The sequence below is a fragment of the Janthinobacterium sp. NFX145 genome (assembly GCF_049810325.1).
GTDB classification, from domain to species: domain Bacteria; phylum Pseudomonadota; class Gammaproteobacteria; order Burkholderiales; family Burkholderiaceae_D; genus Janthinobacterium; species Janthinobacterium rivuli.
The window spans coordinates 618,653-633,809 of the sequence record NZ_CP187360.1; the positions used below are offsets into that span (position 1 = coordinate 618,653).

General features: G+C 60.6%; 11 protein-coding genes. 4 read left to right on the forward strand and 7 right to left on the reverse strand.

The window, feature by feature from the left end; translation table 11 throughout:
* Nucleotides 1-27: 27 nt before the first annotated feature.
* The 3 genes from ACPJXG_RS02720 to ACPJXG_RS02730 all read right to left on the reverse strand — a co-directional run bounded on the left by ACPJXG_RS02720 (nucleotide 28) and on the right by ACPJXG_RS02730 (nucleotide 5,591).
* A complete protein-coding gene (locus ACPJXG_RS02720; RefSeq protein ID WP_425253329.1) occupies nucleotides 28-864 on the reverse strand; it encodes a universal stress protein in 837 nt (278 codons plus the stop codon).
* Nucleotides 865-1,176: 312 nt separating this feature from the next.
* Nucleotides 1,177-2,190 (reverse strand): response regulator, encoded by a 1,014-nt coding sequence (locus tag ACPJXG_RS02725; protein ID WP_425253330.1) that lies wholly within the window; start codon nucleotides 2,188-2,190, stop codon nucleotides 1,177-1,179.
* Nucleotides 2,187-5,591, reverse strand: coding sequence for an MHYT domain-containing protein (locus tag ACPJXG_RS02730; RefSeq protein ID WP_425253331.1), 3,405 nt, complete (start codon nucleotides 5,589-5,591; stop codon nucleotides 2,187-2,189). The genes ACPJXG_RS02725 and ACPJXG_RS02730 overlap by 4 nt, the downstream gene beginning before the upstream one ends.
* Before the next feature lie 238 nt (nucleotides 5,592-5,829).
* Here ACPJXG_RS02730 and ACPJXG_RS02735 point away from each other — a divergent pair, with 238 nt between their 5' ends.
* Nucleotides 5,830-6,636, forward strand: coding sequence for a class I SAM-dependent methyltransferase (locus tag ACPJXG_RS02735; RefSeq protein WP_425253332.1), 807 nt, complete (start codon nucleotides 5,830-5,832; stop codon nucleotides 6,634-6,636).
* Between the two features lie 6 nt (nucleotides 6,637-6,642).
* On the opposite strand, the gene ACPJXG_RS02740 is transcribed toward ACPJXG_RS02735, so the two are convergent.
* From ACPJXG_RS02740 to ACPJXG_RS02750, 3 genes are all read right to left on the reverse strand, one after another.
* Nucleotides 6,643-7,143: a hypothetical protein gene (locus ACPJXG_RS02740; protein WP_425253333.1), complete on the reverse strand. Its 501-nt coding sequence runs from the start codon at nucleotides 7,141-7,143 to the stop codon at nucleotides 6,643-6,645.
* A 64-nt stretch (nucleotides 7,144-7,207) separates the two neighbouring features.
* Nucleotides 7,208-7,954: a M56 family metallopeptidase gene (locus tag ACPJXG_RS02745; RefSeq protein ID WP_425253334.1), complete on the reverse strand. Its 747-nt coding sequence runs from the start codon at nucleotides 7,952-7,954 to the stop codon at nucleotides 7,208-7,210.
* On the reverse strand, nucleotides 7,954-8,370 hold the full coding sequence (locus ACPJXG_RS02750) for a GNAT family N-acetyltransferase (protein ID WP_278317118.1): 417 nt from the start codon (nucleotides 8,368-8,370) through the stop codon (nucleotides 7,954-7,956). The genes ACPJXG_RS02745 and ACPJXG_RS02750 overlap by 1 nt, the downstream gene beginning before the upstream one ends.
* 127 nt (nucleotides 8,371-8,497) lie before the next feature.
* Between ACPJXG_RS02750 and ACPJXG_RS02755 the strand changes: the two genes are divergently transcribed.
* Nucleotides 8,498-8,890, forward strand: a complete 393-nt coding sequence (locus ACPJXG_RS02755) for an Imm10 family immunity protein (protein WP_425253335.1) — start codon at nucleotides 8,498-8,500, stop codon at nucleotides 8,888-8,890.
* Between the two features lie 70 nt (nucleotides 8,891-8,960).
* On the opposite strand, the gene ACPJXG_RS02760 is transcribed toward ACPJXG_RS02755, so the two are convergent.
* Complete coding sequence (locus tag ACPJXG_RS02760) at nucleotides 8,961-9,326, reverse strand: helix-turn-helix domain-containing protein (protein ID WP_099401707.1); 366 nt, start codon at nucleotides 9,324-9,326, stop codon at nucleotides 8,961-8,963.
* A gap of 191 nt (nucleotides 9,327-9,517) precedes the next feature.
* Here ACPJXG_RS02760 and ACPJXG_RS02765 point away from each other — a divergent pair, with 191 nt between their 5' ends.
* Both ACPJXG_RS02765 and ACPJXG_RS02770 read left to right on the forward strand, forming a co-directional pair.
* Nucleotides 9,518-12,406, forward strand: coding sequence for an SNF2-related protein (locus ACPJXG_RS02765; RefSeq protein WP_425253336.1), 2,889 nt, complete (start codon nucleotides 9,518-9,520; stop codon nucleotides 12,404-12,406).
* A gap of 107 nt (nucleotides 12,407-12,513) precedes the next feature.
* A complete protein-coding gene (locus tag ACPJXG_RS02770; protein WP_425253337.1) occupies nucleotides 12,514-15,060 on the forward strand; it encodes a site-specific DNA-methyltransferase in 2,547 nt (848 codons plus the stop codon).
* The last annotated feature ends 97 nt before the right edge of the window (nucleotides 15,061-15,157 follow it).

Here is a 15,157-nt window from a genome sequence, read left to right on the forward strand (position 1 = left end):
TAGCAAATAAACATGGCGCGCTTGACGTCAATGCGCCATCAGCACCGGTACCGTCATCTGGCGCAGCACCGTTTCCGTCACGCCGCCCAATAAAATTTCGCGGAAGCGCGCGTGGCCGTAGCCGCCCATCACCAGCAAGTCCGCATGCACTTCGGCGGCCATGGCCAGCAGCGCCGCGCCGATGTCGCCCGTGGTGGTGGCCGAACGCACTTCGACGGGCACGCCATGGCGGCTCAGGTAGGCGGCGATGTCGGCGCCCGGGTGGCGCGCCGGCTGCGCGTGGCCGGCCGGCGGGTGCAGCAGGGCCAGCACCACCAGGCGCGCCGCGCGCAAGAGGGGCAGGGCGTGGCCGATGGCGCGCGTCGCTTCCATGCTGCCATCCCAGGCCACCACGACGGTGTTGTCCACTTGCGCGAACTGGCCGCTGCGCGGCAGGATCAGCACGGGACGGGCCGCATTCAGCATCACGTAGGGCACCAGGTCGCTCATGGCGCCGGGCAGGGCTTCGCTGTCGTCGTGCTGGCTGAGCACCGTCAAGTCGCTGTAGCGGGCGCTGACGGCCATGCCGCCATCTTCATCGTCTTCGATCAGGCGCCGCTCCAGCGAGGCGGCGCCAGCCTGGCGCGCCAGCGTTTCAAACTGGTCGAGCGCCTGATCCGCCTGCCCATGCAAGGCTGAAATCTGCGCCGCCACGGCGCCGCCGCGCATGCCGCGGTTGTTTTCCACGTAAAAGCGCGACAGGCCCGTCATGGCCGCGCCGATCAGGTGCGCCTGGTGCGCGTGCGCCAGCCGCGCCGCGATGGCGATGCGCTGCGGCGCATGGCGCGACAGGTCGGCGTGGACGAGGATGGATTTATAGGCCATGGTGTCATTCGCTAGTCAGGATGGCAACAAGGCTAGAACGGCAACAGGGGCAAGTCCAGCATTGCCGTGCTGGCGGACGTTTTTCTTATGCTGGACTTGATATGGGTCAAAAAAATACGGACCATGGCCATCTGCAAGGCCACAGCCAGGAAATTGCGAGCTGTTTGATGCGCGTCAAAATGCCTGGCCCGCAGCCAGCCATAATGGGATTGAACTCCTTGCTCTTCCAGTGGTCTGCATCGGCGCCGGCGCCATCTGTCCGGCACTTGCTTGTGTGACGCAACAACGCTGGCCGTGGCGGGAGTTCCCTCTTCAAGCCGGCGCGTGGTGTTCCGCTTTCTCCGCCCAGCGCAGCCGGATGGCGTCGATGGCGGGCAATTGCTGCACAAACAGCTCGACCAGGCGCGCATCGAAATGGCTGCCTTGTTGCGCTTGCAGATAGCCCACGGCGTCCGTCACCGACCACGCGCGCTTGTACGGGCGCACCGAGGTCAGCGCGTCGAAGACGTCGGCCACGGCGACGATGCGCCCGGCCAGCGGGATCGCTTCACCCGCCAATCCGTCCGGGTAACCGCTGCCATCCCATTTTTCATGGTGCGACAGGGCGATTGCGCGCGCCAGCGCCAGCATGCCGCCTTCGGCATGTTCGCCGATGATGTCGCCGCCGATGCGCGCATGCGTCTGCATGATGGCCCATTCCTCCGCGTCGAGCTTGCCCGGCTTTTGCAGGATGCGGTCGGGGATGCCGATCTTGCCCACATCGTGCATGGGCGCCGCGTGCAGCAGGTCGTCCGCGGCGGCCTCGTCCATGCCGGCGGCCACGCCCAGCAGGCGCGCGTAATGGCTCATGCGGATCACGTGCAAGCCTGTTTCATTGTCCTTGTATTCGGCCGCCAGACCCAGGCGCTGGACGATCTGCAGCCGCGTTTCCTTCAATTCATCGATGCGCACCAGCGACAGGTGCGTGCGCACGCGGGCGCGCACGATGGCGGGGCTGAGCGGCTTGGTGATGTAATCGACGGCGCCCGCTTCAAAGCCGCTGAGTTCGTCGCGCATGTCGTTCAGGGCCGTGACGAAAATGACGGGGATGGCGGCCGTCCGCGGCGCCGCTTTCAGCTGGCGGCAGGTGTCGTGGCCGCTCATGCCGGGCATCATCACGTCGAGCAGGATCAGGGCCGGGCGTTCCTGCTGCGCCAGTGCCAGCGCCCGCGCGCCATCCTTGGCGAACAGCAGCGCGTAGTCGTTCTGCAAGATCTGGCGCAGCAGCTGCAAATTGGCCGCCTCATCGTCGACGACGAGAATCACGGGTCTGGCTGGTGCATTCATGGGGACTCCGGGGCGTAGGTGTGCAGCAAGTCGTGCAGCAGCGACTGCGCCAGGGGGAAATCAAAGTCGTCGATGGCGTGCAACAGCGGCGCCAGTGCCTCCGCTTGCGCGCCCATGGCGTGCTGCAACTGTGCTTGCGCCGCGTCATCGAGTTCGCCGCGCCGCAAGGCGTTTAATAGTGCACTGGCCGCTTGCCGGGCGGCGGGCGCGTCGATGGCTGCCGCTGCTGTCGTCGCCGGCAAGGCAGGCGGCGCCAGCCGGGCGATGGCGTCCACGGCCGCCGGCCATTGCGTCAGCAGGGCGCCCAGCGTTGCGTCGAGCTGTTGTGCCGTGGCGGGGCCGGGGCTGGCGCAGCATTGCTCCAGCGCCGCCAGGCTGGCGGCCAGTTGCTCCAGGCCGAGGTTGGCCGCCACGCCGCGCAGTTTGTGACTCTGAGGCAAGAGCGTTGCATGCTCGCGCGCCCCGATGGCGGCCAGCAGGGCCGGCGGCAGGCGGGGATGCTCGACTCCGAAACGCGCCAGCGCCGCCCGGTAGGCGCCGTCGTTGCCGGCCCAGCGCTGCAGGGCGCCCGCATGGTGCAGCACCCGTCCGCCAGCGGGCGCCGGCGCGTGGCTGGCGTCGGCCGGGTCCGCCGCCAGGCCCAGCACGCGGGCGATTTCCTGCGACAGCGCCTGCCATTCGACGGGTTTTGTCGCGAAACCGTCCATGCCGGCCGCGCGCGCCGCCTTGCGGTGCGCATCGAGCACGCTGGCCGTCATGGCGATCACGGGCACGCGCGGGCGGCCATCGCGCAGGGCGGCGGCGCGGATGGCTTGCGTGGCGGCCAGGCCATCCATGTGCGGCATTTGCAAGTCCAGCAGCAGCACGTCGAAGTCGTCCTGCTGCGCCAGTTGCAGGGCTTGCGCGCCATCGCCGGCCGTGATCACCGTGTGGCCGCGCTTGCCCAATAGCAAGCTCAGCAGCTCCAGGTTTTGCGGCACGTCGTCGGCGGCCAGCACGCGCAGCGGCGGCAGGCGCACGCTGCGGCGTTCGCTGGCGGGCAGCGCCGCCTGGCGTGCCGGCAACAAGGGCAGCATGACGTGGAACACGCTGCCGTGCGGCAAGGCGGCGTCGGCCCAGATGCGCCCCTGCATCAGGGTCACCAGCTGCCGGCTGATGGTGGTGCCCAGGCCCGTGCCGCCAAAGCGCCGCGTGGTCGAGGCGTCGGCCTGCACGAACGGATCAAAAATGGCGTCGCGCCGTTCCGCGGGGATGCCGATGCCGCTGTCCTGCACCAGCAGGTGCAGCTGGCCATCGTCGCGGCGCGCCGTCAGGCTGACGCCGCCGCCGGGCGTGAACTTGATGGCGTTGTCGAGCAGGTTGCCCAGCACTTGCCGCATGCGCAATTCGTCGCCATGCAGCACGGCCGGCAGTTGCGGGTCGTACTGCACCTCCATGCGCAAGCCTTTGGCGCGCGCGTGGATGCCATACGTGGACGCCAGTTCATCGACCAGCGCCAGCAGGCTGTAGTCGCGCAATTCCAGCGCCACGGCTCCCTTGTCCAGTTTGGCCGTGTCGAGCACTTCGTTGAGCAGGCGCAACAGCGAGCGGCCGGACTGGCGCACCGTGTCGAGGTGACGCCGCTGCTCCGGCGCCAGCGGCGAGTCGAGCAGCACATCCGTGAAACCGAGGATGGAATTCATCGGCGTGCGGATTTCATGGCTCATGTTGGCGACAAAGCTGGCCCGCGTGGCGGCCGCCAGCTCCGCTTTTTCCTTGGCCATGCGCAAGTCTTCCTCCATTTGCCGGCGTTCGCTGATGTCGAGGATGACGCCGTCGACCCAGCGCACGGCGCCGGCCGCATCGTGCACGACGGTGCCCCGCTCCCACAGCCAGCGCGCCGTGCCGTCGGCATGCAGCAAGCGGTATTCGAGCAGGTAGGGCTCGCCGCTGGCGACGCTGCGGTTGAAGACGTCGATGACGTAGGCGCGCTCTTCGCTGGCGATCAGGCCCGTGATGCTGCGGCGCGGCGCGGCGCCGAGAAAGTCGGCGGGCGGATAGCCGGTGACGGCTTCCACGCCATCGCTGATGAACAGCATGGGCTGATTTTCCGCCGTGGTGCAGCGAAAGGCGATGCCGGGAATATTGCCGATCAGCGAGCGCAATTGCTGCTCGCTTTCGCGCAGGGCGGCCAGCATGGCGCGCCGTTCGCTGATGTCCGTAATGAACAGCACATATAAATCCTGGTCGGCCAGGCGCGCGCTGGCCATTGAGCGCTGCACGGCGACCGGGGCGCCATCCTTGCGCAGGTAGACGATTTCCTCGCTGGTGTGGACCGCGTCGCCTTCGCCCGTGCGCAGGTAGTGCAGCAGGCCGTGCTGTTCCGACTGGCGCACGTCGCTGACCAGCACGCTGACATGGCGGCCGACAATTTCCGCCGAGCGCCAGCCGAGGATGCGCTCGGCGGCGCCGTTGAAGTCGACGATGTTGCCGTGGCGGTCGATGGTGATGACGCCGTCAACCGTGCTCGTCAGCAGCGAACGGGTCCAGTGTTCGCTCTGGTTCAAGTGGCGAAACAGCTCGCGGTAGCGCAAGATGCCCACGGCCGAGGCGACCAGGATGGTCAGGGCGATGGTCAGCAGGGTCACGCTGATCACCAGCATGGGCCGGTTGGCATCGGCATCATTGCCTGGGGGAATCGTCCCCACGAAGCGGGCCGCCTGCATGCCCATGTAATGCATGCCGGTAATCGCGCACCCCATGACGCAGGCGCTGATCAGCGTGCGCTGCGACGAGGGCACGCGGCTGCTCCAGCCGCGCAAGCCGAAACGTATCCACAGGGCCAGGGTGGCCAGCGCCACGGCAACGGCGAGCGACAGCGCAAACAGCAGCGGATCGTAGCGCAGCGACAGGCCCATGCGCATGGCCTGCATGCCCGTGTAATGCATGGCGCCGATGCCCAGGCCCACCAGCAGGCCGCTCCCGAGCAGCAGCGGCGCCGTGACGGCGCGCCGGCTGATGGTGGCCAGGGCGACGAATGAGGCCGCCACGCTGGGCACGATGGACAGGAGGGTCAGGCCCGGATCGTAGGCGACGCTGGTGCCCAGCTCGAAGGCCAGCATGCCGATGAAATGCATGGCCCACACGCCGCAGCCCAGCGCCAGGCTGCCGGCCAGCAGGCACAGCAGGTGCAAGCGGCGGCTGATGCTTGCCTGCGCGCGGCTGTACGCCGTCATCTGGAAAGCCATCCACGACGTGAAAATGGCGATCACGAGCGACAGCAGCACGAGTCCCGACGCATGCTGGCCATGGTGCAACTGGGCCGGATCGGCGGGAAGGTGGAACAGGTGCTGGACGCTGGCAGGTATCATCGTGGGCAAACAGGTGGCGCGTGTGGCGCTGGCGTGGGCGCCTGCCGCCACGGCGGGTGATCGATGCGGATTACCTTACCAGATTTCCGGAAACAAATATCTTAATTGTAATTATTTTCCCTGTCGTGCAAGTCATTTCCAGGGGGATGAGTGGGGCGCTCACCTTGTCGTGCCCGTGGAATGGCCGTGCTGACGAGGAAGTTGCCATCAGGAATTGTGTGGTTTTTTTGCAAGGTGCGACGCCTTGCCATGCGTCATGCTACATTCGCGTCCTGTTTTTTCTGAAAGGATGACTATGCCTTTAAGTAACAACTTCTTGCCGCATAATCAGCAAGCCTGGGATGCCCAGGCTGCACAGAACAGCCCATGGTCGCAGCCTGTCGACAGCGCCACCATCGCCGCGGCGCGTGCCGGGCAGTGGCAAATTCATTTGACGCCCGGCTCCTTGCCGGCCGGCTGGCTGGGCGAGGTGCATGGCAAGCGTATCCTGTGCCTGGCCGGCGCCGGCGGGCAGCAGGCGCCCGTGCTGGCGGCCGCCGGCGCGCACGTGACCGTGTTCGATTTGTCCGGGCAGCAACTGGCGCTGGACCGCATGGTGGCTGAACGTGACGGCTTGCAGCTGGCCACCGTGCAGGGCGACATGCGCGACCTGAGCCGCTTTGCCGATGCCAGTTTCGATGTCATCGTCCATCCTGTATCGAACCAGTACGTGCCCGACATCGGCCCCGTATGGCGCGAATGCGCGCGCGTGCTGGCCGACGGCGGCGTGCTGTTGAGCAGTTTTTTCAATCCGGCCGTGTTCATCGGCGACCGCGACCCGCAATGGGCACAGCAGGGCTTGATACGGCCCCGCTTCGTGCTGCCGTATTCGGATCTGGAGGATATGGACGCCGATGCGCTGGCATCGCGCATGGAGAAGGGCGAAGCGCTGATCTTCGGTCACGGGCTGGACAGCCAGATCGGCGGCCAGCTGGCGGCGGGCTTCGTGCTGGCGGGTTATCACGAGGAAATGCATCCCCACCCGCGCTTTGAAATTGAAAAATACTTGCCCAGCTTTATCGCCACGCGCGCCATCAGGCAGGCGCGCGCGGTGTAGTGCTTATTAGTTGTACGGCTGCAGATCGAGCCACACGGCATATGACAGGCGCTTGCCATTCCACAGGCCGCCACCGCGGATGACGGCGCCACACGAAGTCAGCTGGCCCACCAGGTCCATGCGGCCCAGGTTGCGGCGCAGGCGCAGCGCGTCGTTGTGCGACAGGTAGCCGACCAGCAGGCCATCGATGAAGACGGCGATGGCCTTGTCCTGGAACGGGTTGGCGTCGTCGCAGACGAGCAGGGCCAGGCATTTTTCTTCCGCATTGCCGGGACCGTGCTCGCCGGCCAGTTTGGCGATGGCGCTCTGGTACATCGCTTCGTTTTCCACTTCCGACGCAAAGCGTCCCTCGTCGCTCCAGTGATGCGCGGGGGCGCCCGCAGGAATCGCCGGCACGTACTGGCGCACCGAGACGAGCGGCTTGTGCAGCGGTTTGACGGGCGTGCGGCCACTGAAGACGTAGTACAGCAGGGCGATGACGATCACGATGGCAAGCAGGTAAAGCATGGTATCTCTCTGATTTCTAAGGGGGGAGCCGGGATCGCGGGCGCGCCGCGCGGCGTTGCCGCTACTATAGCAAGTTCGCCGCCCGGTTCCGCGTAAATCTGGCCATGATTTGCCGCCGGCGCCGCAGCGCCAGCGGGTCGTTCAGCACGATGGGCGAGGCGTCCGTCAGGCCCGAATAGTACTGGCCATGCTGGCGCAGGACGATGGCATAGTCGCGCGGCGCGTGGCCCTGCGCCAGCATGCGCGCGTCGCAATCGACTTCGATGGCAAAGCGCAGCCGGTGTAACTGCCACCACAGGGGCAGATTCCACGGCATGAGAATAATCAAGGCGTACGCCAGGGCCAGCAGCAGCGGATCGCACGCGGCCAGCCGGCATTGCGCGTGCGCCAGCAGCAACGCCTGTTGCTGGGGCGAAATCAGTTGCAGCCAGACGGGCATCACGATGCGCGGCCGCAGCAGCCCCGCCACGCAGGGACCGATGCCGCCGCTCAAGTACACGGGCGTGCCCAGCAACGATGTTTTCTGCCAGCGCCGCTGGTGCGACAGCAGCCAGACGCTGCGCAGCGCCAACAGCAACAGCATGCCGCTGGATAAGACAAACCAGCCCAGCTTCAGCTGCGCCTGTTCCGCCGGCATGGCCGCCAGCACGCCGGGCAGCCACGCCAGCGGCAAGATGGCGGACGCGGCGATGGCCGCCAGCCACAGCCAGCGCGTCGTGCGCCCGCGCTGCAGCAGCAGGCGCTCGGCGCGCCAGGCGGCGGCGCTCAACAGCAGCGCCAGCGCCATGCTGGCAGCCAGCCAGGCCGGCACTAGCGTACCAGCGCCATGCCGACGGAGGCGGGCGCCGTGTGCTTGAAACCGAATTGCGCATACAGTTCTTGCGCCTGGCCATCGGCGATCAGGCTGACATACGCGCTTTGCGGCACCTCCGTCTCGATGAATTGCATGATCTCGCGCATGATGCGCTTGCCCAGGCCCTTGCCCTGATGGGCCGGCAGCACGGCGATATCGGTGACCTGGAAGAAGCAGCCGCCGTCGCCGATGATGCGTCCGATCCCCACCACCTCGTCGCCATGCAGGATTTGCACGGCAAACAGGGAATTCGGCAAGCCCTTGGCCGCCGCCGCCGTGCTTTTCGCGCTCATGCCGGCGGCCACGCGCAAGTGCTGGTAGGTGGCGATGGAGGGGATGGCCAGGCGGGTGGTGTAGGGCGATGCTGCGGTCAAGGCGGTCTCCTGTGCAATATGGATGGAATGACCATTATAGGGGCACGCTTTATTCGCCGCGCGCTATGTCGTCCGCGCCGCTTTTGCGCTATGGTGGCGTCATCCATCTATTTGTTGAAAGCACGCCATGTCCGCAGGATTTACCGCCACCGAGTTGTCCGTCATTCATGAAGACGACGCCCTGATCACCACCCTGGCCGCGCCAGCCGGCAAAAGCGAGCCCGTCTACCTGATGCTGCAGCGCGCCGACGAGTATGACGAGCAGGACGTGGCCATGGGCATGGACGAACCGTACATCGAATACTGCGGCCAGGAATTTGCGTGGTACGGCCACATGCACGCCGTAATCCTGCATCCGAACCGTTTATCCGTGCAGATGGATGCCGAGGCCGCCATGCAGATGGATGACGATGGCCAGATCGACGTGCGTTTCAACCTGACGCCCGAACGCTACGCCCAGCTGCAGCAGGCGCTGCGCTCCACGTTCGAGGGCTGTGATTATTATCGCGAGGAGCGTTGAGGCATTCATGCTCGCGCTCAAAAGACAATTTTTTTATTGTCGTGCTGTAGGGGGCGGCTGACAATACGTATCAGTTGTCTTTGTGCTGTGCCTTCAGCATCACCCCAATAAAATCATTGATAAGTTGTTGATTCGATGGCGTTAGCTGCATGAATTGCGTGACTACGCATTCAAGGCGACGCGTAATCTGCTGCATTTCATCTTTATTTCCTACTATTTTATTTGAAAGACTGGTTTGTTCTGCAATCAGGTATAGCGAAGAAACCGGCAAGCCTAGCGCTTTCGAGATGCCTTCTAGCATTTCTGGGGTTGGTTGCTGTAAATCACGTTCCACCTTTGATAAATTTCCTGGGTCGGTACCTGCAGCCAATGCGATCCTCTCCAGCGTCGCGCCTTTATCTTTCCTGATTTGTCGGATAACTTGGCCAATTTTCATCAAGCAATTTTCCAGCCTTCACCGTAAGTAAGACAAAGTCCAGCAAGCAAATTTAAACACTATAATTTGCGTATAACGCAAATTATTGGTATAAGTTTGATCCTTCTCCTATTTTTTTACCTAGTCACTCATTCCGAGCGCCTAGCGCGCCAGCAAAAGATGGGATTTGCCGCCCATCATTTATAAATCAGATGTTCACCGCTTACCACGCCAAATATTACGCGCAGGAATTAGTACTAAAGCATGCTGCTGACGGGGTGGATCGATTGTCGCAAGCGCTGTTTGACGCCAATGTCGACCTGAATCCTCACCAGATTGAGGCGGCGCTATTTGCGTTAAAAAGTCCGCTTAGCAAGGGCGTGATACTGGCCGATGAAGTGGGCCTGGGCAAGACCATCGAGGCAGCTCTGGTGCTGGGGCAGTACTGGGCGGAACGTAAACGTCGTTTGCTCATCATTGGTCCAGCCAGCTTGCGCAAGCAGTGGTCGCAGGAGCTGCGTGATAAATTCAATCTTCGCAGCCTGATCCTCGATGCACCGACATTGCGAAAAATCGGCTCAGGCCAGTCTCTCGATGCTTTGTGTTCAAGGCAAATCCTAATCATGTCCTACCAATTTTCGCTGCGGATGGAGGTGGAACTGCGCAGCGTGCCATGGGATCTGGTCGTCATCGATGAGGCGCACAAACTGCGCAATGCACACCGTCGTACCAATCGCATCGGACAGGCACTTAAACGCGCATTGGCCGGTCGGCAAAAGCTGCTATTGACTGCCACGCCGCTGCAGAACTCCTTGTTGGAGTTGTATGGGCTTTCTACACTGATCGACGAGCACCAGTTTGGCGACGAAACCGTATTCCGTCGCCAGTACATGCAAAGCGGCGCCGATCTGCCCGCGTTGCGCGCCCGCCTGCAAACCTTCGTTCAGCGTTCATTGCGCAAGGACGTGCTGGAATACGTCAAATATACCGAGCGCAAGCCGCTGACGCAAAAATTCAACCCGACCGACGAGGAGCAGCAACTCTACGACGCCATCTCCGTTTTCCTGCAAAATGAAGTGTCCTACGCCTTGCCAAAAAAGCAGCGCCATTTAACCGCATTGATCCTGCGCAAGCTACTGGCATCGAGCGCGCACGCCGTCGTTGCCACCTTGCGCACCATACGCACAAGGCTGGTCAGGCTGGAGGAATGCGATGAGACGGCAGGGCAAGACGACTTGGTCGTTCAATTGATAGCAGACGAAGACCTGGAACAAGACTACCTCGACGATGCCGAAGATGATAACGGCGATGGCGATGGCGATGATGAACATAAGCCAGGTGGCGGGACGCCGGACATCATTGATGTCAACCGTGTCCGCGCCGAGATAGCCGAGATCGACAGTTTCATAGCTGCCGTCGGGGCGTTGACAACCGACACCAAGGCCCAGTCGCTGCTGCACGGACTGGCTGCAGGGATGGCAAAAATGGTCGAACTGAAGGGACCGAAGAAAGCCATCATCTTCACTGAATCTCGTCGTACTCAGGAATATCTGGCGCAATTTCTCGCAGTACATGGCTATGGCGGGCGCATCGTCACCTTCAGCGGCAGCAATAATAGCGAACAGGCCACACACATCTATCACGCTTGGCTGGCACGGTATAAAGGCACTGACCGTGTCACCGGCTCGCCGCAAGTGGACCGACGCACCGCACTGATCGATTGCTTCCGCGACGACGCCGACATCATGATCGCGACAGAAGCCGCCGCCGAAGGTGTCAACCTGCAATTTTGCGCACTGGTTATCAACTACGACCTGCCGTGGAATCCGCAGCGCATCGAGCAACGCATAGGGCGCTGCCATCGCTATGGCCAGCGCTTCGATGTCGTGGTCATGAATTTCCTCAACACCCGCAACTACGCCGACCAGCGGGTGCTGGAATTGCTGACCGAAAAATTCAGCCTGTTTTCCGGTGTCTTCGGCGCTTCTGACGAAGTGCTGGGCACCATCGAGAGCGGCATCGATTTTGAAAGGCGCATTCTGCAGATCGTCGAAAGCTGCCGCGAGCCGGAACAGATCGAGGCCGCCTTCAATGCCCTGCAAGCCGAGCTGGAGCAAGATATCAATGTCCGCATTCGTGACACCCAGACGCAACTGCTGGAACGCTTTGACGAAGACGTGCACGACCGCCTGAAATTGCGCTTGAACGAGGCCGAATCCAGGCTCGACAAGGTTGGCCGCTGGTTCTGGGGGGCGAGCCGTTACATCTTGGCCAGCCACGCGCAGTTCGACGATGCGCACTACGCTTTTTCGTTGCTGCGCCCGCCTATCGCCAGCGTCGCTGCCGGCCGCTATCAATTGCTGCGCGGCGCGCTCCAGCCCGACATGCTGGCGCATGCTTATCGTTTGACGCACCCGCTGGGTGAATGGACGCTGGCGCAGGCACTGGCCGGCGCCACGCCCCCAGCGGAAATCATCTTCGAACACAGCCGCCATCCCAGCCGCATCAGCGTGCTGGAACCACTGCGTGGCACCAGCGGCTGGCTGCGTCTGATCCGGCTGCGAGTCACCGCCTTCGATGTTTGCGAGCGCCTGATGTTCATTGCCCGCACCGATAGCGGTAGCGTGCTCGATCAAGAGACTTGCGAAAAAATGTTGATGCTCGAAGCCGCGGCCAAACCAGCGGGCATCACCGCGAGCGCGCCAGCCTGGCTTGATAGCAACGGCCAGCGCCGCGTGGAAGCTGAAGTCGCCGTCATCCTCGACACCAACCAGCGCCTGTTCCATGAGGAGCGCAACAAGTTGGAAAAATGGGCGGATGACAAATTGCTTGCAGCAGAAGAGCACTTGCGCAACACCAAGCAACAAATCGCCCAGACCAAGCGCGACAGCCGTCAGGCGCTATCGATGGAAGAGCAGGCCGGTATCCAGGTTCAGCTGCGGGCGCTGGAACAGCAGCAGCGCAAGCAACGCCAGGAAGTGTTTGAGGTGGAAGACGCCGTCCTTGAAAAGCGAGATGCGCTGATCGCGCAACTCGAACAACGGCTGACGCAAAGCGTCCACGCCGAAACCTTGTTTTCCATTCGGTGGTGGGTGCAATGAGCGAGAGCACCACCCATGCCAGCCGTCATCCCTGCGCAAGCAATACCCCATGCCGCTACCCAATCGGGCAGAACCGAACCACAGCAGAATAACCAACCAAGCTAAAAATGACACAAGCCAGTACTGCCAATAAACAACGCGACCGCTTCATCCAATTGCTGCGCGAGCTATTCCAGCTCAACCAACCCGATCTCGATTTCGGCCTGTACCGCATCATGCATGCCAAATCGGCAGAGATTGAAAAATTTCTGAGCGAAGACTTGCTCGCAGTGATCGCAACCACCTTCGGCGGCAGCGCGCAGGCGGGCATCGACACAGCCCGCGCCAGCTATGAACGGGAGCTTACCACCGCCAAAGAATACGGCGCGGTCGAGCCTGACAATCTGCCGAAAGTGCAACAAGCTCGTGCGGCATATGAAGCCGCACGCGACAGCGCCGGCGATGATGCAGAAATTTATGATCACCTGTATCGATTTTTTGAACGCTATTACGACCAGGGCGACTTTCTGTCGCGCCGTTATTACGCCCGTGAAACCCACGACCGCGCGGCGCCGTACTCGGTACCCTATGATGGCAGCGAGGTCTATCTGCACTGGGCCAACAAGGATCAGTACTACATCAAGACCAGCGAAAGTTTTAACAACTACAGTATCGACATCAGCAAGGCCGCCGGCAGCGACGGGCAAAATCCCCTGTTTGGCGATGCTGAAGCCACCGCGCCGCGCAGGCTGCACTTCAAATTGGTGGAAGCGGAAGAGGGCGAGCACAACAACGTCAAGGCCACCGCCGACAAGGACCGGTTTTTCCTGCTCGACGCCACGCCGATTGCGTGGCAAACAGGCGCGGATGATGCCGCCGAACTGGTCGTGCGCTTCCAGTACCGGGCGGATGACGAAAAGACCGGCAACACCGGCACCTGGCGCGACAAGCGCAATACGCAATCGGTAGTAGATATCCTGACTGCGCTGCAGCAACAAGCGCAGGGTGGCGATGCGCAGGCCGGCGACGCCGCCGCCTATCATCTGGCCCTGGCGCAACTGGTGAGCAAAGGCGCCAAGAAGGCTGGCGGCAAGCAGGATACCCAGCCGCTGCTGACCAAATACCTGCACCAGTACACGGCCAAGAACACGATGGATTATTTCATCCACAAAGACCTCGGTGGTTTCCTGAAACGTGAGCTGGATTTCTACATCAAGAACGAAGTCATGCGGCTTGACGATCTCGGCACCGCCAGCGCGCCACATGTCGCCAATTTTGAAAACTACCTGAGCAAGCTGCACACGCTGCGCGCCATCGCCCACAAGCTGATCGCGTTTCTGGCGCAGATTGAAGACTTCCAGAAAAAACTCTGGCTGAAGAAAAAATTCGTCATCGATACACAGTGGCTGGTCACCCTCGACAGGGTGCCGGCGACGATGTATGCGGAAGTTGCCGCGAATGCAGCACAGTGGGTGGAATGGCGGCAGCTTGGATTCTTGATCGAGCCGTCGCAGGATCTGCTGGCGAATGCGAAACCGGGCACGCTGGAATATTTGCAGGCGAACACCACGCTGGTGCTGGACACGCGGTTTTTTGATGCGGAATTTACCGCGCGCTTATTGGCGAGTATCGACAATCTGGATGACGCGACCGATGGCGTGCTGGTGCATAGCGAGAATTTCCAAGCGTTGAATTTGATGCAGGAGCGATATCGGGAACAGGTGAAGTGCATTTATATTGATCCACCGTATAACACAACTGAAAATGCTATCCCATACAAAAACACATTCAAACATTCATCATGGATTTCATTAATTCAAAATCGTTGCGAAATTGGACGAAAAATGAATTCAAAAGATGGGTCTATATTGTTTGCTATAGATGATACGGAAATGGCTAATGCTCGTCTTCTCTTGAATGGCATTTATGGAATTAATAACTATATATCAACAATTTCGGTTGAGGTAAACCCTGCTGGTCAAAATATACGTGAAAACGAACCGGCAAAAAGTCATGACTATTTTCATGCCTACGCAAAAGATATTAATTGTAGTTCAATTAATCTTCGTGGATTAACTCCAGAAGAAAAACAGAGCTTTAATCTTGTAGATGATATCAGTGCATTTTTATGGGATAATTTAAGAAGGCGCGGTGGAAATTCGCGACCAGATGATCGGCCAAATCAGTGGTATCCATTATATGTAACACTAAATCCACCCAAAGTATCATTAAAAAATTTTAGTGATGCTATAGAAATTTTTCCTCTTGACCCTCATGGTGAACGAAGAATTTGGCGAGTTAGCCCAGATGGTGCACGTAAAGATATTCTATCTGGAGATATTTCTGTATTGGAAAAAGCTGGTCGGGTTGAGGTTGTAAAAAAAACTAGAATTCCGGAGGGGAGAAAACCAAAAACAATGTGGTATGGAGGTGCGTACTCTGGAACGACGTATGGGTCGAAATTACTCAAAGATATATTAAATACGACAGAATTTTCATATCCTAAATCAGTAAATTTGGTGGAAAATGCACTTATTTATTGGGCAGATAAAAATTCACTAATTTTGGATTTTTTTGCAGGTTCAGGTACAACTGGACATGCGGTTATTTCGCAAAACAAAAAAGATAATGGTAGTAGAAAGTATCTGTTAATTGAAATGGGGGGGGTATTTTGATTCGGTATTAAAAAGAAGAGTTTCCAAAATAATTTTTTCAAGCGATTGGAAAAATGGCAAGTGCACGGGCAACGATGGTATCTCTCAACTCGTCAAA

Excerpts from the sequence above, each read along its gene's own strand:
- ACPJXG_RS02770 (WP_425253337.1), top strand. The coding sequence starts at position 12,514 with ATGACACAAGCCAGTACTGCCAATAAACAACGCGACCGCTTCATCCAA.
- ACPJXG_RS02760 (WP_099401707.1), bottom strand. The coding sequence starts at position 9,326 with ATGAAAATTGGCCAAGTTATCCGACAAATCAGGAAAGATAAAGGCGCG.
- ACPJXG_RS02755 (WP_425253335.1), top strand. The coding sequence starts at position 8,498 with ATGTCCGCAGGATTTACCGCCACCGAGTTGTCCGTCATTCATGAAGAC.
- ACPJXG_RS02735 (WP_425253332.1), top strand. The coding sequence starts at position 5,830 with ATGACTATGCCTTTAAGTAACAACTTCTTGCCGCATAATCAGCAAGCC.
- ACPJXG_RS02765 (WP_425253336.1), top strand. The coding sequence starts at position 9,518 with ATGTTCACCGCTTACCACGCCAAATATTACGCGCAGGAATTAGTACTA.
- ACPJXG_RS02720 (WP_425253329.1), bottom strand. The coding sequence starts at position 864 with ATGGCCTATAAATCCATCCTCGTCCACGCCGACCTGTCGCGCCATGCG.
- ACPJXG_RS02740 (WP_425253333.1), bottom strand. The coding sequence starts at position 7,143 with ATGCTTTACCTGCTTGCCATCGTGATCGTCATCGCCCTGCTGTACTAC.
- ACPJXG_RS02725 (WP_425253330.1), bottom strand. The coding sequence starts at position 2,190 with ATGAATGCACCAGCCAGACCCGTGATTCTCGTCGTCGACGATGAGGCG.